The 25,322-nt window shown below is 40.4% G+C and carries 22 protein-coding genes, 1 tRNA gene and 1 pseudogene; 13 read left to right on the forward strand and 11 right to left on the reverse strand.

Annotated features, from left to right (window positions below; all coding sequences use genetic code 11):
* Positions 1 to 6: 6 nt before the first annotated feature.
* Positions 7 to 363: a helix-turn-helix domain-containing protein gene (locus ACHFIY_RS06925; protein WP_410845344.1), complete on the reverse strand. Its 357-nt coding sequence runs from the start codon at positions 361 to 363 to the stop codon at positions 7 to 9.
* Positions 360 to 548 (reverse strand): annotated as a pseudogene (locus tag ACHFIY_RS06930) (type II toxin-antitoxin system HigB family toxin); the annotation flags it as partial. The pseudogene ACHFIY_RS06930 and the gene ACHFIY_RS06925, both read right to left, overlap by 4 nt.
* Before the next feature lie 694 nt (positions 549 to 1,242).
* Here ACHFIY_RS06930 and ACHFIY_RS06935 point away from each other — a divergent pair.
* Positions 1,243 to 2,121: a phosphatidate cytidylyltransferase gene (locus ACHFIY_RS06935; RefSeq protein ID WP_410845345.1), complete on the forward strand. Its 879-nt coding sequence runs from the start codon at positions 1,243 to 1,245 to the stop codon at positions 2,119 to 2,121.
* Positions 2,122 to 2,268: 147 nt separating this feature from the next.
* Here the strand turns inward: ACHFIY_RS06935 and ACHFIY_RS06940 are convergent, their stop codons facing one another.
* Positions 2,269 to 4,737 (reverse strand): TonB-dependent receptor, encoded by a 2,469-nt coding sequence (locus ACHFIY_RS06940; protein WP_410845346.1) that lies wholly within the window; start codon positions 4,735 to 4,737, stop codon positions 2,269 to 2,271.
* A 206-nt stretch (positions 4,738 to 4,943) separates the two neighbouring features.
* Between ACHFIY_RS06940 and ACHFIY_RS06945 the strand changes: the two genes are divergently transcribed.
* The 4 genes from ACHFIY_RS06945 (at position 4,944) to ACHFIY_RS06960 (ending at position 7,722) form a co-directional block, all read left to right on the forward strand.
* Positions 4,944 to 5,792, forward strand: a complete 849-nt coding sequence (locus ACHFIY_RS06945) for an N-acetylglucosamine kinase (protein WP_410845347.1) — start codon at positions 4,944 to 4,946, stop codon at positions 5,790 to 5,792.
* 173 nt (positions 5,793 to 5,965) lie between these two features.
* On the forward strand, positions 5,966 to 6,784 hold the full coding sequence (locus ACHFIY_RS06950) for an N-acetylmuramic acid 6-phosphate etherase (RefSeq protein ID WP_410845348.1): 819 nt from the start codon (positions 5,966 to 5,968) through the stop codon (positions 6,782 to 6,784).
* Positions 6,785 to 6,862: 78 nt separating this feature from the next.
* Entirely contained in the window at positions 6,863 to 7,051 is a 189-nt protein-coding gene (locus tag ACHFIY_RS06955; protein WP_410845349.1) for a hypothetical protein, read from the forward strand.
* Positions 7,052 to 7,155: 104 nt separating this feature from the next.
* Entirely contained in the window at positions 7,156 to 7,722 is a 567-nt protein-coding gene (locus ACHFIY_RS06960) for a hypothetical protein (RefSeq protein WP_410845350.1), read from the forward strand.
* 36 nt (positions 7,723 to 7,758) lie between these two features.
* Here the strand turns inward: ACHFIY_RS06960 and ACHFIY_RS06965 are convergent, their stop codons facing one another.
* The 3 genes from ACHFIY_RS06965 to ACHFIY_RS06975 form a co-directional block, all read right to left on the reverse strand.
* Positions 7,759 to 8,547: an abortive infection family protein gene (locus ACHFIY_RS06965; protein WP_410845351.1), complete on the reverse strand. Its 789-nt coding sequence runs from the start codon at positions 8,545 to 8,547 to the stop codon at positions 7,759 to 7,761.
* Between the two features lie 341 nt (positions 8,548 to 8,888).
* Positions 8,889 to 10,520, reverse strand: a complete 1,632-nt coding sequence (gene pruA / locus ACHFIY_RS06970; RefSeq protein ID WP_410845352.1) for an L-glutamate gamma-semialdehyde dehydrogenase — start codon at positions 10,518 to 10,520, stop codon at positions 8,889 to 8,891.
* Positions 10,521 to 10,649: 129 nt separating this feature from the next.
* Positions 10,650 to 10,946: a nucleotidyltransferase family protein gene (locus tag ACHFIY_RS06975; protein WP_410845353.1), complete on the reverse strand. Its 297-nt coding sequence runs from the start codon at positions 10,944 to 10,946 to the stop codon at positions 10,650 to 10,652.
* Between the two features lie 737 nt (positions 10,947 to 11,683).
* Between ACHFIY_RS06975 and lysS the strand changes: the two genes are divergently transcribed.
* The 4 genes from lysS to ACHFIY_RS06995 all read left to right on the forward strand — a co-directional run bounded on the left by lysS (position 11,684) and on the right by ACHFIY_RS06995 (position 14,362).
* The gene (gene lysS / locus ACHFIY_RS06980) at positions 11,684 to 13,201 is read left to right on the forward strand and encodes a lysine--tRNA ligase (protein ID WP_410845354.1); all 1,518 of its coding nucleotides are present in this window, start codon (positions 11,684 to 11,686) and stop codon (positions 13,199 to 13,201) included.
* Positions 13,202 to 13,303: 102 nt separating this feature from the next.
* A tRNA-Arg gene (locus ACHFIY_RS06985) sits at positions 13,304 to 13,375 on the forward strand.
* Positions 13,376 to 13,530: 155 nt separating this feature from the next.
* The gene (locus ACHFIY_RS06990) at positions 13,531 to 13,764 is read left to right on the forward strand and encodes a MoaD/ThiS family protein (RefSeq protein WP_410845355.1); all 234 of its coding nucleotides are present in this window, start codon (positions 13,531 to 13,533) and stop codon (positions 13,762 to 13,764) included.
* A 178-nt stretch (positions 13,765 to 13,942) separates the two neighbouring features.
* Positions 13,943 to 14,362 carry a universal stress protein gene (locus ACHFIY_RS06995; RefSeq protein WP_410845356.1) on the forward strand — a complete coding sequence of 140 codons (420 nt, stop codon included), beginning with the start codon at positions 13,943 to 13,945 and terminating at the stop codon, positions 14,360 to 14,362.
* A gap of 254 nt (positions 14,363 to 14,616) precedes the next feature.
* On the opposite strand, the gene ACHFIY_RS07000 is transcribed toward ACHFIY_RS06995, so the two are convergent.
* The 4 genes from ACHFIY_RS07000 to ACHFIY_RS07015 form a co-directional block, all read right to left on the reverse strand.
* Positions 14,617 to 16,572 carry an amylo-alpha-1,6-glucosidase gene (locus ACHFIY_RS07000; RefSeq protein ID WP_410845357.1) on the reverse strand — a complete coding sequence of 652 codons (1,956 nt, stop codon included), beginning with the start codon at positions 16,570 to 16,572 and terminating at the stop codon, positions 14,617 to 14,619.
* Between the two features lie 1,002 nt (positions 16,573 to 17,574).
* A complete protein-coding gene (locus tag ACHFIY_RS07005; protein ID WP_410845358.1) occupies positions 17,575 to 18,900 on the reverse strand; it encodes a hypothetical protein in 1,326 nt (441 codons plus the stop codon).
* A 12-nt stretch (positions 18,901 to 18,912) separates the two neighbouring features.
* Complete coding sequence (locus ACHFIY_RS07010) at positions 18,913 to 19,662, reverse strand: hypothetical protein (protein WP_410845359.1); 750 nt, start codon at positions 19,660 to 19,662, stop codon at positions 18,913 to 18,915.
* 99 nt (positions 19,663 to 19,761) lie between these two features.
* Complete coding sequence (locus tag ACHFIY_RS07015) at positions 19,762 to 20,319, reverse strand: RNA polymerase sigma factor (protein ID WP_410845360.1); 558 nt, start codon at positions 20,317 to 20,319, stop codon at positions 19,762 to 19,764.
* Positions 20,320 to 21,391: 1,072 nt separating this feature from the next.
* Between ACHFIY_RS07015 and ACHFIY_RS07020 the strand changes: the two genes are divergently transcribed.
* From ACHFIY_RS07020 to ACHFIY_RS07035, 4 genes are all read left to right on the forward strand, one after another.
* On the forward strand, positions 21,392 to 21,820 hold the full coding sequence (locus ACHFIY_RS07020) for a single-stranded DNA-binding protein (RefSeq protein ID WP_410845361.1): 429 nt from the start codon (positions 21,392 to 21,394) through the stop codon (positions 21,818 to 21,820).
* Between the two features lie 241 nt (positions 21,821 to 22,061).
* Positions 22,062 to 23,402, forward strand: a complete 1,341-nt coding sequence (gene gldE, locus ACHFIY_RS07025; RefSeq protein ID WP_410845362.1) for a gliding motility-associated protein GldE — start codon at positions 22,062 to 22,064, stop codon at positions 23,400 to 23,402.
* 5 nt (positions 23,403 to 23,407) lie between these two features.
* Complete coding sequence (gene gldD / locus ACHFIY_RS07030; RefSeq protein ID WP_410845363.1) at positions 23,408 to 24,049, forward strand: gliding motility lipoprotein GldD; 642 nt, start codon at positions 23,408 to 23,410, stop codon at positions 24,047 to 24,049.
* Complete coding sequence (locus ACHFIY_RS07035; RefSeq protein WP_410845364.1) at positions 24,040 to 24,654, forward strand: DUF3109 family protein; 615 nt, start codon at positions 24,040 to 24,042, stop codon at positions 24,652 to 24,654. The genes gldD and ACHFIY_RS07035 overlap by 10 nt, the downstream gene beginning before the upstream one ends.
* A gap of 6 nt (positions 24,655 to 24,660) precedes the next feature.
* Here ACHFIY_RS07035 and ACHFIY_RS07040 read toward each other — a convergent pair whose 3' ends face one another.
* Positions 24,661 to 25,305, reverse strand: coding sequence for a response regulator (locus ACHFIY_RS07040; protein WP_410845365.1), 645 nt, complete (start codon positions 25,303 to 25,305; stop codon positions 24,661 to 24,663).
* Positions 25,306 to 25,322 lie beyond the last annotated feature (17 nt).

A 25,322-nucleotide genomic window follows, 5' to 3' on the forward strand; every position in this document is an offset into this window, starting at 1 on the left:
AAACCTCTATTGAAACAGAAATATCTCGGCAGGTAACTGAAAATAATTTTTAAGCTTTTGGGCAACCTTAAGTGTTATTTCCCTGCGCCCAGAAAGAATGGAGGAAACATGGCCTTTGCTACCTATTAACGGTTCCAAATCCTTTGCTTTTATTCCCCTTTCCTCCATTTTATATTTGATGGCATCAAGTGGGTTTACCGATGGCAATACATAATGCTTGTCGTCATAATCCTTTACCAATACCAGCAACAATTCCAGTTCTTCTGCTTCGGGTGTGCCTTCTGCCGCATGAAAAATATCCATCAGCCTATTGGTTGCATGGGTATAATCCTTTTCTGTTTTTAATACTTTCCAGTTCATCATTTCATTTTAAAGTTTTGTATATCTATATCAAAAGAAATTGTTTCAGCGTTTATTTTATCATATTCTTTATGTGTGCCAAACCAAATTACATAACAAGCCTTTTGGATAAAATTTACTGAAACGATAAGCCTAAAATCATTGCTTTTGATATTGAATATTACTCGGTTGTTGCCTACTATGCTTGCATTGCCAACTGTACTTTCACCCTGCCACTGCCTCCATAATTCCTAATTCCTAATTCCTAATTCCCCCACCATGGGGGCATTTTGGGACACTCATGGGGGCATATTTCCCCCATATAGGATTGTCCTTTTGCACAGGTCTAAAAATAATACCAACTTTGTAGTATATGGCCCCATTGTTTTCATTAGCACAACCCTGTGGTTAGCCTAACCTTAGCTCGCTGCCCGTTGCGACTATTTTTTAATATACAAAAAAAACGTCATGATAGTTTACATCCATGCTCAAAAAACACCCATAAATCACTCACTTTTCCTCGTAAATCACTCAAAAATCACTCAAAAATCACTCACTTTTCACTCACAAAACACTCATCTTAAAAAACACAAAAGTACTGTATTTCAATGAGTTGTGATGCGAAAAGGCCTAAAAAATAAATTCAGGGCGCCAAAAGCCCGCCAAACTAAGCGGGTAATGCCCCTGAAAATGAGTCATAAAAGTTTTTGCTTTGCCTCGTCTTTAGACCTACTGTGGTGTGTTAGCTATTTTTGGGCAAGGCAATTGGCGAAGATTTGAAAGCCACCCTAACGGCCATAACAACATATTTTCCCATAAGAACCAAAATCCTGTTTACTTTGTTGGCGGTACAATTTTTTCATTATTCGGTGCAAGTCAGCACCTAACCCATATATTTTTCGCATGGCACTCAACATTCAAGTTTTTAAAACCCGTGCTTTAACGGCATTAATATTTGTAGCGGTAATGCTTGCAGGGCTATTGTGGAACCAATGGAGCTTCTTTGCTTTGTTTTCCCTCATCCATTTTGGCTGCTGGATAGAGTACCAAAAGCTGATAGCACTAATAGACCCGGCTTATAAAGCAATTTCTTCCGTCCACAGAAACATCATCATGCTACTGGGCTGGGGTTTGATGTTGCTAAACGCTAGCCCCCAGCTTCATATAGGCCGTATTAGCTTGCTTGGCATTGGTTGGTATGGGGTGATGTTGCTGACCATTGTTTTTTGCCTGAACGAAATTGTGCTAAAAAAACAATTGAACCTAAAAGTTATTGGCTATTCCTTGCTAGGGTTGTTGTACATTTCTGTAAGCTGGAGTTTCATGCTAGGCTTGTACAATGAATCAATAACGGTCTTGGGCGTTTTCGATGCAAAAGCCTGGGAACTGCCTGTTATTTTAATTGCTTCTATCTGGATAAACGATACCATGGCTTATATAGTAGGATCGTTTATTGGCAAAACGCCGCTTTCCTCTATCTCCCCCAAAAAAACTTGGGAAGGCACTGCGGGCGGGGCGGTGCTGGCAATAGTAGTAGTTACCGCTTCCTGCTATTTCCTATTCCATATCCAAAATATCAAACTATTATTAATTGTATCTTCAACCGCAGCCATTGTTGGAACATTTGGCGACTTGCTGGAGAGCAAGCTAAAACGCATGGCTGGCGTAAAAGACAGTGGGCAGATAATGCCGGGGCATGGCGGGTTTTTGGACCGTTTCGATTCGTTGTTACTAGCAACACCCGTTGCGTGGGTGCTGATTGAACTGTTTGTTGCTATTTAGGGATAATTTTAAGCAATTAGCCACGAAGGCACAAAGACACGAAGAGGTACAAAGTTTTAAAGCGACGAAGGAAAACAGGACTTTTTCTTTCCTTTTTTTCTGAGTGTACCTTAGAGACTTCGTGCCTTCGTGGCAATTTTGCACTCCTTACAAACTAGCCCCAATAGGCACTTCTATTTTAAAACTAATGTTCCTGCCCAAGTTGTAAATGCCATCCACGCCTGTTTTTGGGTTGGGGTACGATGTAAAGTATTTCAAGCGGCTAAGGTGGTCTTGATAGGCCACGTCAAACAGGTTGTTTCCCATTATGTACACGCTGAACAATGGTTTGTTTTGCTTGCTAGTAAAAGTACCGCCCAAGCCGGCATTAAACAGTGTATAGCCTGGTGTAGGCGTTTCTGTATTATAAGCCAAGTATGCCCTGTTTTGCGCAGCATAAAACTCGCCTTGCACTTTTACAAACCCTTTGATGACGTGGGCATTCTTGATTGCAAAATCTAAACGTAGTTCAGAAATGCCATGTGTTGGGGGTATAAATGGCAGGTACTTGGCACTGTCGGTTACACGTTTACCCGCTACGCCTTTGTTTTGGCCATACACCAGCGATATGCTGTTTTCAAAGTGCAAGGGTTTTAAAGGGTGGAGGTCAAGGCTAAACTCTCCCCCATACAAATGTGCTTTGGCTGCTTGGAACTGGAATGTTTGGTTGCCCGGTACCAATACCAAATCAGTGCCATCGGGATTGGTTAGTTTTTGGTTATAAATATAATTATTAATCACATTGTTAAACACGTTCAGCGTGGCAATTACATATTGGGCTGAGTATAGAAAGCCAATATCTTCCTGAAGGCTAAACTCCGGCTTAAAGTCGGGGTTGCCAATCTGGTAAATATTGGTACCGGGGTGTACGCCATTGGCAGAAATTTCTGAAATGTTTGGTGCCCGGAAGCCACGGCCAATATTGGCTTTCATGGAAAATTTGTCAGAGAAATTGTAAGTAGCCCCTACGCTGCCCGAAAAACCAGAAAACGTTTTGCTGAAATTGGAGAAAGGCTTGCTTGCACCCACTGTGTCTGCACCATATACCGGCATGTCAAAACCTGTAACAGGGTTGGGCTTGGTATATAACTCATCGTTTTTAAACGACCTTGTGTCGAACCTTACCCCCCCGGCAATGTCCAGTTTCCCATAAGTTTTCTTGGCCGTTACAAAAGGTCCAATATCGAATTGATGGTAATCGGGAATAATAAATTCCGTACCATTGGTAACTTTGTTTTGTTGGTACATACCATTGATACCTGCGGTAATGTCCCAGTTGTTAAACTCACGAAAAGAGTATTTAATATCATAAGTAAAGGAACTAAGCTGCAAGTACAAACCCGGTATGGTGTACAAAACCGGATGGCTATACTCCCTTCGAGTACTGTTTTGGTAGCCAAAGTTCACAGCTAGGTGGTTGCTGTTGCCCACTATAAAGTTGTTGCTCCAATACATCCTATAGTGCTGCACGTGCTGGTGCAGTTTTTCTATTTTATAGCAGCCAAGGTCTGCGTCCGATACTATTTCCCTGACTGTGTCTGCTTCATTTATTTGTCTAGTAAATTTGTGCGTGGCACTATCCCTGCTGCCATCGGGTATTTCCTGCAAATCATCGTATAAGAGGAAGTTGATGTGCGAATAGCCCCATTTTCGGTGTATGCCTACCGATGCTGCAGCATCGGTTTCCTTAAACGCAGTACCAAACACCCTTCCATCGTATTTGTTTTGGTAGTTGGTTGCTTCCTTGTGCGAAAACCTGCCTAGCCATTCTATACCATTTTTAGAGCCACTCAGCATGGCAGAGCCGCCTAAGTATTTGTTGTTGGTTTGGTAGTCCATCACCACGTCACCAATAATCTTGCCTTCGGGGGCGGGCTGCGTGGGTATAATGTTTACTACGCCCGCCAAGGCATCAGAACCATAGCTTAAACTCGCTGGCCCTTTGATGATTTCTATTTTGTCGATGCTGTATTGGTCCACTTCTATGCCATGCTCATCGCCCCACTGCTGGTCTTCCTGCCTGATGCCATCATACAGGGTAAGGATGCGGTTGTAGCCCAACCCACGGATAAATGGCTTAGATACATTTGGCCCAGTGGTTACTGCCCTCACGCCAGGTATTTTGGCAATAGCGTCAATGGCGTTTGTGGAAAGGTTGGTCGTTAGGTAATCATGGCTTACTGAAACAATGGGTACAGGGTTTCTTTTAATAAGCGTGGCTTTAGAAACGCCTGTTACTACTACTTCGCCAGTCTCGGCATAGCTTTCTGTTAATTGAAAGTTGAATTTGGTATCTGCACTAAAAGCAATAGTTTGCGAAACCGATTTGTAGCCAATCAGCTTCACTTCTACCAAATACTTGCCACCTGGCAGGTTGGCAAACTGGAAATTGCCGCTTGCCGTGCTGGATGCGCCTAGCTTCAAGTCTAGGATATACACGGTTGCGCCTTCCAGCGGCTTGTTGTGGCTATCTGTTATTTTGCCAGAAAAGGATGCTTTTGGCTTCCCATTCTGTGCAAAAACAATGGTGATGCAACTTGCTACTAATAATAAAAAAGTGTAAATGTTTTTTTTCATGTTCAAAATATGATACATTGTTGCAAATGTATTGCGCGTTGTTTTAAAAAAATACAACGTTGTTGCAAAAATTTATTTAAAATATTGTTTTGCTACAAAGGCATTTATACCAGAGACACGAAAAAATAGTTTAATTTAAATGAGCGATTAATAAACTATTGTTATTTTTAGTTTTTCTTACAAGAAGTCATTGTTAAACAAACAACATGCCTGTACAATTAATTGCCGATAGTGGCGCCACGAAATGCCAATGGTGCCTGCTAAGTAACGGCAAAAAGAAAATAATACTTACACAAGGTATCAGCCCTTATTTCTTGACCCGAGACCAGATTGTAACGTTGTTGCAGCAAGAACTGATGCCCGATTTGAAAAATGCGGATATTGATACCCTTCATTTTTATGGCACTGGGCTTACCAACCCTGCCAACGTAAAAATTGTGAGGATAGCTTTGAAAGAATTGTTCCCTAATACAGAAATAGTGCTGAACGATGACTTGCTGGGCGCAGCCCGTGCATTGTGCGGCAAAAAGGAAGGCATTGCCTGCATATTGGGTACGGGGTCTAATTCATGCTACTATGATGGTGAAAAAATCCTGAAAAATAGCCCTGCCCTTGGTTATGTTTTGGGCGATGAAGGCAGTGGGGCATACTTGGGCAAAAAAGTAATACAGTATTACCTCTACGGCACATTTGACGAGGATTTGGCACATAGGTTCAACAAGCAATTTGGTGTAAGCAAAGACGATATTTTAACCCGTGTGTATAAGCAGCCCTTGGCAAACCGATATTTGGCCAGCTATGCTATTTTCCTCGCAGAAAACAGGGGGCATTACATGATAGAGAATATTATAGAGGACGGACTAAATGATTTCTTTTTCAACCATTTGTACAAATACGCCCAAAGCTGGACATTGCCCATCAATTTCACAGGCAGCATTGCTTATGGCTTTAAAGACGTGTTGCAAGAATTGTGCGATACCTACGAATTGGAACTGGGCAACGTATTCAAAAGCCCGATGGATGGCTTGGTTGATTTCCACACGCAAACTGCATAGTTTCAGCTAGCCACGAAGTCTCGAAGACACGAAGAAGCACAAAGAAAAAGAAAACAAGGTTATCAGGTAACCAAAAGGTTTTACTTATTTTCTTCTTTCCTTCGTGCCACTTTGAGTCTTCGTGTCTTTGTGGCGAGAAAAATTTAGTGCCTTCGCGGCAAAAAAAAAGCTACATGGATAATTTTATTAAGGTTACGGAGCAGGCATCTTTATACAACCATTTGGAAAAAATGACGGCATCTGAAATCCTATACCATATTAACCAGGAAGACCAGAAAGTAGCCACAGCCGTATCGCTCGCCCTGCCTCAAATAGAAAAACTAGCCATTGCCGTGGCCAATAGCTTAAAAACGGGCGGGCGTTTGTTTTATATAGGTGCTGGCACCAGCGGCAGGCTAGGTATTGTGGATGCAAGCGAATGCCCACCAACATTTGGTATTCCTCAAGGGCAGGTAATAGGCATTATTGCCGGGGGCGAAAAAGCCATGCGGCAAGCCGTAGAGTTTTCTGAGGACGATAAGGAACAAGGGTTTAAAGACCTGCAAGCCTATGCAGTTAATGAAAAAGACATTGTAATTGGCTTAACTGCTAGTGGCACAGCACCATACATTTTAGGTGCCTTGGCAGAATGCAATAGTAAAGGCATTGCTACTGGCAGCATTTGTTGCAACCCTAATAGCCCTGTTAGCTCAATAGCTTTATACCCAGTAGAAGTAATAGTAGGCCCTGAATTTGTTTCAGGCAGCACCCGTATGAAAAGCGGCACAGCACAGAAAATGGTGCTGAACATGATTTCCACCACCGCCATGATTTTACTAGGCAATGTAGAGGGTAACCGCATGGTTAATATGCAAATAAGCAATGAAAAACTGCTCAACCGTGGGGTAAGCATGATAGTGGAAGCACTGGATATAAACGATTATGAAAAAGCAAAAGGCTTGCTAGAGCAATATGGCAGCGTGAAAAAAGTATTGGAAGAAACCTTAAAATAAATATTCCGAATTGGGAACTATTGTTTAATTTGGTACTCATGCTGAATATGATAAAATTGATGCTACAAAAATTTGAATATGACAATAAAATCCATTAAAACAGAAAATGATTACCAACTGGCAATAGCTAGGCTAGAATTAATATTTGATGCAACAATTGGCTCTGCGGAAGGCGATGAATTGGAGATATTAGGTATTTTAATTGACAACTACGAAAAGGAGCATTTCCACATTGAAATCCCTACGGCATTTAGTACCATTAGCTAAAATTTATACGCCTACCATCACTTTCGTTGTTTTTTAAACCAATAAATCACGACTTTTGTAATTGATTGGGTGAAGGAATTTATAGCTCCAATCATTTACAAGCCATGCATTATTTAGAGCCTCATTTCAATTGGCGGTATATGTACAATGCCGAGGAAGACAAAAAGTCTCCTTTTTATGGTGTTGTGCATAGTGAGTTTCAGTTTACCTCTACTGTTTACAATTATTATATACATCCCCAATGGGAAGACTTTGGCAGCAACACCCTTTACCTCAAAATCATTTATGTTGACTATGAACTAAACTTTGCCATTATAGAAATGATTGGCGAATGGAACGATGCCATTGAAAACGACATCATGACCCTGAAAAGGGATGTGATTGATTTATTGCTTGGGCAGGGGATTTCCAAATTTATATTGATAACAGAAAATGTCCTTAATTTTCACAGCGGCGACAAAGATTACTACGAAGAATGGTTTGAAAACGTAACAGACGAAAACGGCTGGATTGTTTCCCTGAATATGCCCGAGCAAACCCAATATGACTTTAGGAAACGCAAACTGAATTACTACATAGAACTAATGGAAATAGAAGACTGGCGTACCTACAAGCCCTATCATCTCTACAAAAAAATAGACGAGATACAAATGAAAAGGCTGGAGTTTTAGTTATGAGTTTTGAATTATGAATTATAGCTTAACTTTCTAAAATGGCAAGTCATCATAATAATTATTAACTTGTTCAACTGGCTTCTTGGGACACTTTGTCCTATAAAAAGAATTTAGGAATAGTCCAACTGTTGTTACTGTGTTTATTATAAAATACGTGTAAATACTATCGTTGATTAAATAATCGTCATCAGTTTTTCCGTGGAAGTTCGTCTTTTCGCTCCTTATTTTTTCTATAGCTTGATTAATTGCTAACAGAGAATTACCGATTGTTTTTATTTCTTTTGGATGTTCCTCCCCAATTAATCCGAATTCCTTTAAAATAATCAAAGTGAGTTTATAAAGAGTTTCCCCACCGCTCATTTTACTTGAAATTCGCTCGTCTTTTAAAATTTCCTTTATGATGCTTTCAAGTGCAGAGTTTGCTAGTCCGATGGCTGTACTAGGATCTATCTCAATTTGTTTATATGCTTTTGTAAAAGTGTCATAAGCAGTTTTATAGTCTGATTTTAACTCGTTCTTAAAAGTAGGAATTGAAGGGATAAAGTCCGGAGTATCAACGCCTAAATCAATAGCAATTTTTAGCAAATCTTCCCCTGTCATAGAATGAAGCGTTGCTGTCAAGTCTATGTCTTTGTTTGGTTTTTCAACAATATTGAAATTCTCCCAATAATTATCATTAAAATCTTTGGATTCGAGATTGTCCTTATGCCATTTATTTATATAAAGACGAACCAGTTTATACGATTTGTATTCTTCCCAAATTGCTTTCTCAACTGAAGTTACAAGCTGCATTTGGTATCTTGGTGAAACTAAATCATCCATTTTCCCTTTTCTAACTTTTAATAATTGAACTATACTATTCTGAAAGCAATTTTTAACTCATAATTTATAATTCATAACGGCTTTGTTTCGTGAATATATCAAATATTTAGAAGTATAAATTGAAAAATATTCAATAATTTTATATTTACTTTGAATATTTTCAAATTCATTCGTCATTTGATGAGAAAATCGACTTCCTTTTTTTCATTTTTTACTGCTAATCCAATAATTTGCATTAGCAGTAAAAAATATATTGTTGATTATCAACGATTTAGCCATTTGGATATTTTATTTTTTGTTTTTATTCACGAAACAAAGCCATTCATAACTCATAATTAAAATTACGCTTCCTGCAAAAAAGCATATTTATAATCCGTGGCAGGCACATATACTTCCTTGATAGTCCTGGAGCTTAACCAGCGGTATAGGTTTAAAATACTGCCCGCCTTGTCGTTGGTGCCGCTGCCCCTTGCACCGCCAAAAGGTTGTTGGCCAACCACAGCACCAGTCGGCTTGTCGTTCACATAAAAATTACCAGCCGAGTTGCGAAGCTTGTTAGTAGCCAGTTCCACGGCAAAACGGTCTTGGGCTATCACCGCACCCGTTAAGGCATACGGCGAAGTGGTATCTACCAAATGCAATGCTTCTTCAAATTGTTCTGCATCATACACATAGATGGTGAGCACTGGGCCAAAAATTTCCTCGCACATGGTTTTGTACTTAGGGTTGGTGGTTTCTACCACCGTAGGCTCTATAAAATAACCTATGGATTTATCGTAGTTGCCCCCAACAATGATGCTAGCATCGGGGCTATTTTTAATGCCATCAATAAAACCTGCAATCTTATCAAAAGCCCTTTCGTCTATCACCGCATTAATGAAATTGGTAAAGTCTTCCGCCGAACCCATTTTCATGGCAGAAAGGGTAGCTATCAGTTTTTCTTTAATGGCAGCAGCCAAATTGCTTGGTAGATAAGCCCTTGATGCAGCACTGCATTTTTGCCCTTGGTATTCGAATGCCCCACGGATCAATGCCGTTACTGCCACATCCACATCTGCACTTTTATGTATCATCACAAAATCCTTCCCTCCCGTTTCGCCCACAATGCGAGGGTAACTTTTGTATTTGCCAATATTCTCACCAATCGTCTTCCACATTGTGTTGAACACGCCCGTGCTACCTGTAAAGTGCACCCCCGCAAAATCTGGGTGACTAAAGCAAACTTTGCCCAACACAGGGCCATCTACATATATCAGGTTGATAACGCCATCTGGCAAACCCGCTTCTTTCATTACCTGCATAAAAATATTGGCAGAATATATTTGCGGGTAGGCTGGTTTCCAAACCACCACATTGCCACACATGGCAGCACTTGCGGGCAGGTTGGCACCAATAGCCGTGAAGTTGAAGGGGCTAACAGCCAGTACAAAACCTTCCAAAGGCCGCCATTCAGAGCGATTGTTCATACCGGGTGAAGAAATAGGCTGGTTCTTGTATATTTCGCTAAGAAAATGCACATTAAACCGCAGGAAGTCAATAAGTTCGCAGGCCGCGTCTATTTCTGCTTGATATACATTTTTGCCCTGCCCCAGCATGGTAGCCGCCACTATATGCGGGCGGTACTTCGTAGCCAACAATTCGGCCGCTTTTAAAAATATATGCGCCTTGTTTTCCCAGCTTACTGCTTCCCAGCTTTCCTTTGTGGCTAGGGCTGTGTCTATGGCTTGCTGCACATGCTTTTCTTCCCCTTCGTTGAAATAGCCCAACAAAAAATCTTTTTCATAAGGTGGGTGTATGGCTATTTTCTTGCCTGTGGTTATGGTTTCGTTGCCTATATACATGGGTATGTCCACAGGCGTATTTTTTAGCTCTGCTAATGTCTTTTTCAACAATGGCTTTTCTGGGCTGCCGGGTGCATATTGCAAAATGGGTTCGTTAGCTGGTATTGGATATACAAAAGTGCCTATTGTCATAAATGGATTGTTTAATATTCGGGGTGCAAGTTACAGGAAGAGCGTTAATGCTTGCTTTTGTACAAAAATTTTCTAGCAAGTTATGGTAGTTATTCGTCAGCAATATGCCTTAAATACTCAAAAGGCTCTTTATACATACAATACCTCTTTTAGTATTTTGGGGTCAATATATTTGCTTAAACCGTTTCTAGTTATCACTTCTATCTTTTCATTGTTAAAAATATCTTCTAAAAAATCATACCCCGCCCTGTAATTATCAAAGTTCTCTTTATCGGGGGCAAAGGTTATCAATAAATCAATATCGCTATTGGCAGATTCCTCGTTCCTTAAATAGGAACCAAACAACCCAATATCCTCCACGCCCAACTCCAATAATTCAGGCTTGTGCATTTTTAGTATATTGATGATGGAGTCTTTTGTTACCATGTTTAATTTTATAACCCAAAAATAATCTTTTTTCAGGATTGTTGTTTTGTGTTTTATTGCCTCGGGTGCATTACAAAATTTCGTTTTTTGTTGTTCTCTATTTGGCAGAAGCAGTAAATAATCTAAGTCAATGCGTTGCTATTTGCGGTTCAACAAGTATCCTATATGGGGGAAATTTTGGATGCTCATGGGGGCATATTTCTCCCATATAGGATTTTTATTTTGGGCTATATAGCTATGCTTACGAATTTTACATTAAAGGAGCAACTAGGGCATCTTGCCCTTTCCTCCTGCAATGGAAGGTTGGCTTAGGAAAATGATAATTCACTATCAAAATCTTATCAGTTTCTTATCAATACATTATCATTCTACTATAATAAAACTATCATTTTCCTATCAGTAAACTATCATAAAATTTACTTATATTATCATAAAAAATGAGACCTAAAAAACATAAAAAACTGAATATCAATGAGTTAGAAGCAAAAAAGGGATGTAGAAAAAAAATAAATCACGGAAAAAGAAGAAGAAAAATCCATTTCAAATCTTTGCTTAGTTCTTCAATTTTCTTTGCCTAAAAGGGTTTGTAGGGCTATTGCCATCAATTATTCATGTTGCTGATAAATAAAAAAGGGGAATAAAAAGCTAAGGTTTGAAACGCACTCTATTTTACCCCACTCATTGCCCCTTTGCCTTAGTGTGTTTCCCTATATCTTTGCCGCTCAAAAAAATGGTGAATGAGTACACATTTAAGTGAACAGGAAATAGTAAGAAGGGAAAAACTAGCTAAACTACAAGCTGCAGGCATTGATGCCTACCCGGCGGCACTATACCCTGTATCGCATTATTCCACGCCTATAAAAGAGGCATACACAGAAGAAACTAAGGACGATTTTGCGGCAGTTTGCATTGCAGGCCGCATTATGAGCATCAACGATAAGGGCAAGGTTTTTTTTATAAAAGTGCAGGACAGCAAAGGCATTATCCAGTTATATGTAAAGCGTGATGAAATATGCCCCGGCGAAGACAAATCTTTTTGGGATAATCTTATCAAGCACGGTCTTGATTTAGGAGATATTATTGGTGCCACAGGCTATGTGTTCATCACCAAAACAGGTGAAACCTCCATCCATACCCAAACCATTACCTTACTGGCAAAGTCGTTAAAACCTTTGCCTGTGGTAAAAAGGGACGAGGAGGGCAATGCCTTTGACGAGGTTACAGACCCAGAGTTCCGCTATCGCCAGCGCTATGTAGATTTAATCATTAACCCATCCGTTAGGGATACGTTTGTAAAACGTACTACGCTGATGAACACTATACGCACTTTCCTAAATAACCAAGGCGCATTGGAGGTAGATACCCCTGTGCTGCAAAGCATACCGGGCGGTGCTGCGGCAAGGCCATTTATTACCCACCACAATGCGCTGGATATACCATTGTACCTGCGTATTGCCAATGAGTTATACCTAAAACGTCTGATTGTGGGTGGCTTCGATTGGGTATATGAGTTTAGCCGCAACTTCCGCAACGAAGGGATGGACAGGACGCACAACCCAGAATTTACTGTGCTTGAATGGTACACTGCCTACAAGGATTATTTCTGGATGATGGAAATAACCGAGCAGTTGTTTGAGCAGATAGCCATTGCCCTGCACGGCACTACAGAAGTATTGGTGGGCGATAAAACCATTAGCTTCAAAGCCCCCTTCAAACGCATCAGCATATTGGATGCCATCAAGGAAAACACAGGCATTGATGTGAGCGACAAAGACGAAGCTGGCCTGCGGGAAGTGTGCAAGCAACTGGAAATAGGTGTGCCACTAAATATTGGCAAGGGCAAACTAATTGACGAGATTTTTGGTGCCACAAGCGAGCATACCTATATACAGCCTACGTTCATCATAGACTACCCAGTAGAAATGAGCCCACTTACCAAAAAGCACCGCAGCAAGGAAGGCCTAGTAGAGCGTTTTGAACTGATGGTAAACGGCAAGGAAATAGCTAACGCCTACAGCGAGCTAAACGACCCGATTGACCAACGCCAGCGCTTTGAGGACCAAGCCCAGCTAATGGAGCGTGGCGACGATGAAGCCATGTTTATAGACAACGACTTCCTTCGTTCTTTGGAGTATGGTATGCCACCAACAAGCGGCATCGGCATTGGTATAGATAGGCTATGTATGCTCATGACCAATAGCCCATCTATCCAAGATGTGCTGTTGTTCCCACAGATGAGGCCGGAGAAGTTGTAAGTAGTACATTATACTTTGTAAGTTGTACGGTTTAGGTTTAAAAGTGGTAAGTCAATTATCAATTATTAATTGTCAATTGCTTTTTCTACTTTTGCAGCAAATGGCCTCGTAGTCCAATGGATAGGATAAGAGTTTCCGAAGCTCCAGATCCAAGTTCGATTCTTGGCGAGGCCACAAAATTACAAATCCCCCAGGTGGCTTAATGCTAGGTGGGGGATTTGTTTTATTTATAAAGTAAGTAAAATGGTTTACACCAAAAACCTTTAAAGCCAAGTGCTTTTAGCAGTAGGATTATTCATATCTTTAATCATTGATATAATAGTAGTACCATGAGCATTACCATTAAAGCATTTGGGCAGGTTGCACCGGTTACTGGTGCTGAGCTTACATTGCAGGAAGCCCTGCCCGATACCCACAGTTTGAACCAATGGCTTCAACAGCAATACCCTGCTCTTGCCGGGATGAAATACGCTTTGGCCGTAAACAAGCATTTGGTTAATACCAATACTGTTTTGCAAGATGGGGCTGTGGTAGCTTTGTTGCCGCCTTTTTCGGGAGGGTAAAACGCACAATTTCAGGCAATTGATGGATGGATGGGAGCTAAAAAGCTAGGTAATGAAACCAAGATATAGTTATAGTGCTAATTTTTAGTTTACGTTCCTACTTCTGCACATATCTCCATACATTTGGTATTAGCTTTTGGGTATATTATTGTTTTCAACAAATTAACAAACACATTTTATGTTGCCAATAAACCACATCCTTTGCGCAGTAGATTATTCTCGTACGTCTTGGTATGCTTTTGAATATGCCTACGACACGGCAGTTACCCGAAACGCATCTTTAACGGTAATACATGTTGTTAATACCAATGCGGAAATATCTTCCACTTCGTTTAAACAACTAGAGGAAGAATTATCGAATTGGGTAGCAGCAAAGAACCCTGAAAAAATTACCATTAAACAAGATATCTTATTTGGCATCCCTTACACCGAGATATTAGAGGCCATCAATTACCTAAAGCCAGACCTAGTTGTCTTGGGCAATAAAGGACACAATATCCATGAGCATTTCTTTATAGGGCATGTTGCAGAAAAGGTATTGAACTTAACCGACCTGCCTGTATTGCTAATCAAGGCGAGGAAAGAAAACCAAGCCTAGGCTTGGTCAGGTTTATTATTTTAAGCAAAAAAACTGCTAAAAATATTTACGGCTTATTAGGCCTTATTATGATAAACCATGAAAACTCCAAAAGCTATTATTGGTAAATTATTTTTGCTTTGTTTGCAAACTATGTGGCTGCATAGAATAAAAAACACAAAGGGAAGAACAATTTTTATTGTTCTTATACTTCTTATTATCGGGATTATCTAAAGCTTCAGGACACAATCATTGCATCCCCCTTTTTCCTCAATTTAATACAATTTATATTCCTTCATTACTCTAAGCCATTCAGCCACGCCCCATGCCTGGGCAATGCAGCCTTTGGGCTGGTGCGGAATGTCGGCATCAAAAATCTCAGACACGCTGCCTATACAGCCTTCTTCCAAGTGATAGGTAAATTCTTTTACCACTTCTTTTGCTTGTGCCTTGCCTTTTGTACCCCTTACTTTTATCAAGGCATCTATATATGCGCCTAGCAGCCAGCTCCAGGCAGTTCCTTGATGGTAACAAGAGTCTCGCTTAATAACACTGCCAGCATAAACGCCTACATACCTCAAGTCAGAAGTGGGCAATGTACGTAGCCCTATGGGCGTGTATAATTTTTCCTCTACTATTTTTAAAACAGCTTTTGCATCTTCGCCTTCTAATAATGGAAAGGGCAAGCAAATGGCAAACAATTGATTAGGTCTTAGGCTTGTGTCTGGCACATTGTTTTTGTCTATCACATCGTACAAATACTTGCCTTCTGCGTACCAAAACAATTTTTTAAAGCTCACCTTCGCCAATGTGGCCTGGGCAGCAAAGTGGGCTGCTGCTTCCATTTGGTGGGACGAATGCAGCAATTCGCTGTATATGCGCAGTGCATTATACCACAACGCCTGCACTTCTACTGGCTTGCCCATGCGGGGCGTAACCACCCAATCGGCTATTTTGGCATCCATCCATGTTAGCTGCTGCCCTTGCTCACCTGCATACAAAAGGCCGTCTGCTGTAGCATGTATCTGGTAGCGCGTGCCTTTAAAGTGCCAATCCATTATATCAGCCAACATAGGTAATATTTCTTCAAAAACAAAAGCAGTGTCTTTTGTGGCTGCTAAATATTTATATACAGCAATAAAAAACCAAAGTGTACCATCCACGTTGTTGTACTGTGGCGGTTCGTCATGGTCTTGAAAACGGTTGGGCAACATGCCTTCGCTTACCGAGTTTGCAAAAGCAGCAATAATTTTTTTTGCATCGTCAAACCTACCGGTACACAAACACAAGCCAGGAAGCGAAATCATGGTATCCCTGCCCCAATCGGTAAACCAATGGTAACCCGCAATTACTGTTTTTAAATTGTCGCCCCGCTGAACAATAAACTGGTCTGCCGCTAGTAGCAGTTGTTTTATCGTTTCATTTTCTGGTTGTTTGTGCAGCAGGGCTTTTCGGAGTGCTGTTTCTTTTTCCAGCAATGCAAAGGCGTCTTTTCCTGCTGGGTTTTCGGTAGATACAATTATGCCTATTGACTGCCCCTTTTTCAGGGTTACTGAAATAGTGCCATGGTTTAGCAAATCTTCTTTATAGTCTAGCCCACGGCCTTTTTCCTCGTCATAGTTAAAATGGTTGAACCAATTGGGTTCATGCTCGTAAGTGCTGCCTGGCACGGATATGTAAACAAAAGGTGAATGTGCAAAAGGTTGGTTTTTAAAAATGCCATTTTCAAAGTCAACATCCCACCAAAGCCCGCTTTCGTTGTTTTGCAGTTGGTGATAATCCCTCGCAGCAATAAATGGTTGCAGTTGCAGCGTGAATGCTTTAGCGGCTTTCACGGCAGTATAAACAATAAGTGTAGTGTTTTCGCCATGCACCATGGCAATGGTTTTTTTCAGGGTAATGCCATTTACCTCATATACCCACTCTGGAAATAAATCTTTTGTAAATTGGGCAAGGAAATGGTATCCTGCTGGGTTTATTGCATCGCCAAAATTGTTGGTGCCCAGCTCGGCTACTTGGCCGTTGTAAATAATTTTCTCGTCTATTTTAGACACCATCACCATCCGCCCAGTTGGCGGCTTGGTGGCAGCAACCAGCAACCCATGGTAGCGGCGTGTGTTGCAGCCTATAATACTAGAACTAGCCCAACCGCCAAGGCCATTGGTTTCCAGCCATTCCAGTTGTTTTGCTTCGTCATAATTAGTAAGGGTGGCCTTATTCTTTTGTAACATGGCATCATTTATTTTTCCGGACTATAGAAATAGGCAAAGCAATGCACAAATGTAGCTATTGGCAGGAATAATTTACCAATTGATTTTAGACCACTGATTAAATGATTAGGATGATTCTCCTGATTAAATCCCTTTTGCCTATAAAGGATTTTATTGAAATAATTTTCACAAACCATTTTTTTAGCACTACCGCAAAAAGCTTTCACTCCAAGAGGAAATCAATAAGGTTTTAAGGAGTTGATAGGTTGCTGCTAATAGCCCCACAAACCCTAACAGGCAAAGGAAATTGAAGAACTAAGTGAAGATTTGAAATGAATTTTTTTCTTCTTTTTCCGTGATTTATTTTTTATAGAGTCCATTTTTTTGTTTGTAATTAATTGATATTCAGTTGTTTATGTTTTTTTTGGCCTCATTTTTTATTATAATTTAAGTAAATTTTATGATAGTTTATTGATAGTAAAATGATAGTTTATTGATAATGGAATAATAATTTATTGATAAGAAACTGATAAGATTTTGATGGTGGATTATCATTTTCCTAAGCCAACTAATATCCGATACGGGAGGCAAGGTAAAGATACCCTAGTTCCTGTTTTATTGTAAAATTGATATGAATAGCTATATAGGCCAAAATAAAAATCCTATATGGGGGAAATATGCCCCCATGAGTAGCCCAAAATTCCCCCATATAGGATGCTTGTTTAACCGCAAACCCCAAGGGACTTTCTTTTAAAAACAACCTGTTTCTGCTAAATATAAAACAACAAAAAACGAGAATTTGAAATGCACCCTTCTTGGATGCATTTCAAAATCCCGTTAATAGCCGCATGTAAACCTCACCCCCCCCAACCCCCTCTCCGAAGGCGAGGGGGAGCCAAAGCTTGACAAAAAGCAAGAGATTTTATGATAAATTTCCCTTGCAGCTATCTATTTGAGTTAAATCCCTCTCAACCCTTACTCGCAAGACCTGTTGACAGTTGACGGTCGACCGTTAACTGTCAACTATTTAAAATCAACCGTGCAATTTTGGCATTTAATGTCTATGGCTGCACCCTTGCCATCGCCTACGATGGCGGTGAACTTATCGTTGCAATTGCAGTTGTCACTGCTAGCCGAGCGTTCTACAGATAGGTTTATAGCCCGTATTTGATCGGCAAGCCCATCCTTAACAGTACTTTTCTGTTCTTTGCCTGTAAATGGCTTCTTGTCAAAACTTGCATAAATGGTGCTATATGGCCCATTGTAGTTTACAGTATAGCTTTTCACGCTACGCAAAGGAAGCCGCATGTCGGCATATTTGTTGTCAAATTTTATCACTTCTACACCGGGTGCAATATTGCGGATTTTTACGTCTGCATTGGTACCATCCATTTCTATGCGCTTGTTTAGCTTGTTTATACGTATATTACCATAGCTTTTGCGGCCTTGCAGGCTACCTGCTTCTTCTATCTCGTATTCATCATTGGTGCTAATCATGTTTATTTTTTTTACCGAGCCTATTTCCACGGTGCTGTACTTGGTATCAATATCCAAGTCTTCAATATCTTTTGTGCTAAAGCGGCCATTGATAAAATCAATTTCAGCGGTTTGCATGTTGCCTGTAGTAACGTTGGCATATTTAGAACGCAACGTAAAAGTGTTTACATCCTGCATCTCCATATTGCCATTGGTAATGTCGGCAGAAAGCTTATTCAGGTTATCTGTTACGGTAATGTCTGAATATTTGCTTTCCAGATCTACTTTGTTGTCTTTGGGGAGGTAAATGGTAACCAGCCGCTTGGTATTGCCCTTTGTGCGGATGGTTTCGCCATCGCCATTAAAAATGGCTACACTGCTTGCCCCCCCCATGCCGCTACTCCAGCTATAAGTATTGCCCAATACTTCGTAAGAACCACCACTGCTTACAGTGCCAGACCTGATGCGCACGGAACTGCCAAGGGTTTTTACGCTTAAGTTTAATTTTTCAAACCATTCCTCGTCGGTTAGCTTGCTTGCGTCCCCTTCATAAAAAATAGTCGTTACTACTTTTACCTTCGGTTGGTCCCAAGTTTTTATTTCCAGCGTGCGGCTGGTATTGTCTATATATACATCGCCCCCACGACCAGCTTTTACTTCCACGCTTACTTCTTTGCTTTTCAGGTTGGGGTCGTCGTCTTTCAAATTGTTCCTCATTTCTACTGGTTCTGTAGGAGCCAAGGGGGCAAGGGCTGGCAGTGGGGGTGGTACAGGCATTGGCTGAGCAATTACCCGTGGAGCTATTATGCCTGTTGATAATAAAGCTATCGCTAAAATGCCCGTTGCTATTGTTTTACTGTTACTTGTTTTCATTGTATATGCTTGTTAAATGTTTAAAAAATAAATTTTAGATGGATCCACAGGGCTACGGCCTTGCTTGTAGCGGTTGTTTGTTTTTTGCATTTCGTTTTGCAATTGCTTCAACACGTTTAGCTTTTGCTGGTAAACATTAATTAGTTGGCCTAATAGTTCATTGTTGATGCCGTGTTTTTTAATTTCTTTTTTCACGGTGACTTCGTCTTTTTCCATCCTATGCATTTGCTGGCTAAATTCTACAAAAAAGGCAGGGCTTTCTGCATTCAGGGGCATGGTATTTACCCTAGCTTTTTGCAGGTTGATGAACTGCGTAAAGCTGCTTTCTATATTTTCAAGCTCCGCTAGGCCTGTATTGTCGGCAGCCTTTGTTTGCGGCTTTAGCTTCGCTTTATTATTATTATGGCTTGAGGGTAGCAGTTTCCTAGTTGTTGCAATTGCCTCAATAGCTTTTTCTTTCTGCGGCACTATAGTAGCAATAGTGGGGCTGTCTATACGGGGAGCAGTGATTGCTTTTATCTCTTTTTTTACGGGTCTAGCAATTTTGGCAATAGGCGTTTCCTTCCCGCCTTGCAATAACAAAAAGCCAATTCCTGCTAGGAATATAACACAGGCTGCTACTGCCCAGCGTGCTGCCATGCTGAAAACACGTGCCTTGGGTTTGCTGGTTTGCTTTGCTATTTGTTCCCAAACACGGCCACTTGGCTCGTCCACGTCCATTTCCGAGGCTTTTTGCTGGATATATTTTTTAAACTCGTCCATACACCACTGATTAAATGATTTTAGCAAACTTTATACTTTTATTATTAAGCATTTTGTACAATGGTAGCTTTGCGGCTACCCCTACTGACCACGGATGACTTACGACTTACCACTTACGACTAATAAAATCCTTTCCCGAAGCAATTGTTTTGCCCTGTGGTATTGGCTTTTGCTTGTGCTTTCCGACACGCCAAGGCTTTCTGCAATGTCCCTATGGCTGTAATTTTCTACTGCATACAGCGTAAATATTTGCCGGCAGCCATCGGGCAAGGTTTTTATCTGGGTATGTATCTGTTCCATGCCTACTTGCTCCCACCAATGAATGCTATCGTCCATTGGTTGTTCATGTTGCTCACCATATTCCTCCCATCCGCTTGTGGCTATCTTCTTTTTGCAATGCCTGATGCACTCGTTAACCACTATCCTTTTTAGCCACCCGCCAAACTGTGCGGCTTCTTTCAACTGGTGCAGGTTTTTAAAAGTCATAATGAACGCCTCTTGCAACACATCTTCCGCATCCTCCTTTGTACCCATCATCCTTGTGCAGGTGCTGAACATCGCCTTGCTATATTGCTGGTACAATGCCTGCATGGCAGCACTGTCTCCCTTTTGGGCTTGCATAATAATTACCGTAAGCGAGTGTTGCGTTGTTTCCAAATAATGTTGTTGCTATATAAAAGAGTACAAGTTGGCTAAAAGGTTGGAAACGGGGAGAAAAAAATTTTGTGCATAGGGCTTATGTTGCCACAAAGGCACAAAAACACAAAGAGGCACAAAGTTTTAAAGGAGGTGAAACAATTAACAGCATATACTCATTTTTCCTTATACTCTTGTTGCTAGGTTGTTCAGAATAAGGGGGCATTTACGTCCAGTTCTCAGATACTCCATGGGGTTTTAGCACCGTGAAAACAAAGGGTTGAAACCCATGGGAAAGGGAACGAAGATATGTGAGCCTATGCTGAACAGCCTATAAAGGGGGGTGAATAAAACTTTTTCGCTTTGTCCTGATACCCCCCCCCCCAATCTATAAAAACTTTATCTTTGTGTTAGAAATGCACGTGATACAAACAATTTACAAAACTAGCGTCTTGGCATTCTAATCGTAGCTCTTTTTTTACTAATATTAAGATAGTTGTAATCTCAAAATTTGATCTTGTATTTATGGCTGTAAAATGCGCACAAATCACTGAAAAATAAGCATAAAATACGCATAAATCACTCAAAAAATAAGCACAAAATAAGCACGAATTACGCACAAAAATTTGATGTTTTTTGTTGATAATCAATGACTTACAAGGGTGGTTAAGATTTTTCAAAAAAAGAAACAGCGTAAAAATCCCACAAACATGGCAAAACTGAAACTATTTTAATATAACACTAGGAAATATTAATATTATTAAAAAAATGCAAACATTGTCTCCTTGCGGTGTTCCTTTTACCTTTTCCTTTGGGTAACTTGTCCCCGTCTTTTGTGAGGGTTGAGGTTGGGCTAGGTTGATTTTTGAATAAAAAAGCTAAAAACTTTTATGCACCCCTTATTATGGTGCTATTTCAAGCTTTCGTGCCTTTGTGGAAAAATAAGTAGTGTGCAATAAAAAATCATCTAATCAGTGTTATAAACACTCAAAAACTATATTTTTTGCCGATATTTCATTTCTTTATTTAAAAAAAACTATTTTTAGGCAGGTAAATAGATAAATATGGGCAGGCTAACCTAAAATCGTTTTATATGCGCGGGATTAATAAAGTAATGCTGATTGGAAATTTAGGGAAAGACCCAGATATGCAATATTTAGAAGGCAATATTGGCGTAGCAAAGTTTCCATTGGCCACTACAGAATCGTACAAAGACAAAACGGGCAAGCTGATAGCACAGACCGAGTGGCACACCGTAGTTTTGTGGCGTGGATTAGCAGAGCTTGCCAGCAAATACCTGCACAAGGGCAGCCTTGTATATATAGAAGGCAAGCTGCGCACCCGGAGCTGGCAAGACAAAGATGGCAACCGTAAGTTTGCCACCGAAATTGTGGGTGACAACCTAGTGATGCTTGACAAAAAAGGCGAGGGGAGTAGTTTCCAACAACCTGAGGGGTTTGGCAATTTTAATGGCGATGCGCTGCCCCCTGTAAACGATGTCGAGGAAGGGTTCCCGTTTTAATTACATTCCACTACTCAAATATAATTTCACCACATATAAGCACAAAGAAGAAGAAGTTTAAAAGGTATTTATATAACATAAAGTAGATACTTTTTTCTTTACTTCTTCTTTATTTCCTTTATGCCACTTTGAGCCTTTGTGTCTTCGTGGTGAAAAAATAAATATTGATTGTTTATTTTTATCACATAACGGATAATTTTGTAAGGCATCGAAATGCAATTGTTCACTTAAACCAACAACCTTGGAATACCACTCGGGCTTTACACATCTATTGTTTTTGCAGGTGCATAGCCTAGCAGCTATCAACACGCAAGGCACTACCGTGTTAATGATTGTCCTATGCTGCTTATTGTTCTTTTCATTTGTTATCAGCGGTGCCGAGGTAGCTTATTTTTCACTTACCCATAAAGACATTAACCTGCTTAAAACCAAGCAGCAGCCCGCCTACAAACGCATTATCAACCTGACAGAAGAGCCCAAAGTACTGCTAGGCTGCCTATTGATTGCCAATAGCTTTATCAATATTGCCATTATTATTATCTCTAATATTTTACTGGGCGATTTGTTTAGCCTAGAAAAAATAAATGCTTTGTGGCTTGAATTTTTACTGAAAATAATAATTGTAACGGCGGTGCTGCTACTTTTTTGCGAAGTAATGCCCAAGGTACTGGCCGCACAAAACAATATCCGTTTTGCCAAAGATGCAGGTCCCATCATAGAATTTGTATTCCTAGTATGCAAAAGATCTAGTATTTGGCTGGTGAAATACAGCGATGTTATAGAAAAAAAACTAAGCCGAAAAAGTAGCTATAGCTTGGAAGAACTAGACCATGCAATAGACCTTACTACCGATAATAGCGCATCGATAGAAGAAAAAAACATACTAAAAGGCATCATTAAGTTTGGCAACATTACCGTGAAACAGGTGATGAAAACTAGGATTGATGTGGATGGCATAGACTCTACTACCAGCTTCACAAGCCTTATTAGCCAGCTAGGCGACTTTCACTATAGCCGCCTGCCTGTGTATGAGGAAGACTTAGACAAGGTAATAGGCATGGTGCACACCAAAGATTTGATACCGCATTTAGAAAAAGGCGACGATTTCAACTGGCACCAATTGCTTCGTGTTGCATTTTTTGTGCATGAGCAAAGGCTGATAGAAGACTTGCTAAAAGAATTTCAAAACAAGCATATCCATTTTGCCATAGTGGTGGATGAGTTTGGCGGTACAAGCGGCATTGTAACCATGGAAGACATCCTAGAAGAAGTAATAGGCGAAATAAAAGATGAGTTTGACGAGGAAGAAACCAATTATGAAAAAATAGACGACAACAACTATATTTTTGATGGCAAAACAATGCTAAACGATGTTTGCAAGGCAATGTCGCTAAATGCCGATACTTTTGATGATGTAAAAGGCGAAAGCGACTCGCTTGCTGGGCTGGTTTTGGAAATTACAGGAGCAATACCCAATACCCAGCAAGTTATCAGCAGTGGCGATTTTGAGTTTACAATTTTGCAAGTAGAAAAAAACCGCCTTATAAAAATAAAAGTAACCATCAAGCCACAAAGCGAGTAAAGGAAATGAAGGATTGCGTGAACGATACAAGGACAATGGAAGGTACAGGGATAAACAAACAAATAAAAAGGAATTGGTATTTTACATTAGCATTCATTGCTTGTTTATCGTGCAACAGTAATTTTGTACCTAAACCCAAAGGCTATTTTGCAATAGATTTACCAAAAAAAGAATACCAGGTATTTGACCAGCCGGGCTACCCTTACACATTTGAATACCCAGTGTATGCCAGCATTGTAAAAGACACTACTTTTTTTGGCGGCACAACCGAGAACCCTTGGTGGATAAATATCAACTTCCCGCAGTTCAATAGCCGCATTTATGTAAGCTATATACAAATTAGTGAAAAAAGGAAATTGGACAAGCTGATCAACGATGCTTTTACACTCACCAACAAGCATACCAGCAAGGCAAGTTCTATTGACGACTCTTTGATTAATACACCCAATAATGTGCATGGCATGTTGTTTAAGGTAGGCGGCAATGTAGCTACAGCCAACCAGTTTTTTGTAACAGACTCGGTAAAAAATTTCTTGCGGGGGGCATTGTATTTTGATGCCACGCCCAATGCCGATTCATTAGGCATTGTAGATGATTATTTATTGCTAGATATGAAGCATATTATTAATAGTTTTAAATGGAAATAGCCCCGTTTAGGGTATTGGGGTATAATTTTATGATAGTAATTGACAATAAATTAATAAGCGACGAAGTGCTGGAAGAGCAATTTGTGTGCGACCTGCACAGTTGCAAGGGCGGCTGCTGCGAAGACGGCGATGCTGGTGCCCCACTGGAAGACTGGGAAAAAGCAGAGGTGGACAACGCCCTGGAAATAGTGAAGCCATACCTAACACCAAAAGGGTTGAAAGCAATAAAAAACCAAGGCAACTATACATACGACAATGAATTTGGCTGGGTAACCCCCACCATAAACAATGCCCTGTGCGCTTACGGCTTTAAAGACAAAACGGGCGTGATACAATGCAGTTTTGAAAAAGCATACAATGAAGGAAAAATTGGCTGGAAAAAGCCATTGAGCTGCCACCTTTTCCCTATAAGGGTTAGCAAAAGCACGTTGGATCCTGACATGGAATATATAAATTACGAACCTAGGCAAGATTTATGTGCAGCCGCCTGCACCTTTGGCCAAAAATTGAAAATACCTGTGTATGTTTTTCTAAAAGAACCCATAATAAGAAAATATGGCGAGGAATTTTATGAAGTGCTTGCGGCTTGCGCCAATAGGGAATAAGCCCACTCACCATTTCACATACCCCTGTTTTATTGCATACAAAGCAAGTTCTACCCTGGTTTTAATACCGAGCTTTGCACATACCGAACCTCGGTAGTCTTCAATAGTCCTGATGCTTATGTGCATTTCCTCGGCTATTTGCTTGTATGTTTTTTCGCTGCAGGCCAATATCAAAAATTCTGTTTCTTTAATAGTGAGGCTGGGCAACGTTTCTTCGCCCTCATTGCTTCGTAGCGCATATTTAAAAACATTATTGGTTACCTGCTCGTTGTAATACACCCCTTTTGCCATTATTGAGTCCAAGGCTGCAAGCAGCTCTTTCCCTTTTGTATTCTTTAATATATATCCGGTGGCACCGCTCCTTAGCATTTTAATAATGGTGGTTTCATCGTCCATCATGCTAAGTGCAAGTATTTTAATCTCGGGGTGGTTTTCTTTAATCCACCGGGCAGTTAAAAAACCATCCATCACAGGCATGGTTATATCTAGTAAAACCAAGTCTGGCAGCTTTTTCTGGTGCATCAGTAGCTGTATAAAATCTTTGCCATGATCTGCTTCAAACATCACTTTGTAATCATCATAAGTATTTATCAAAGTGGCTAGCCCACTTCTAAGCAATGAATGGTCATCTACTAAAACTACGCTGTACATGTTTTTTATTTTTTTGG

The organism is Parasediminibacterium schistidii, assembly GCF_046546515.1.
Classification (GTDB): Bacteria; Bacteroidota; Bacteroidia; order Chitinophagales; family Chitinophagaceae; genus Parasediminibacterium.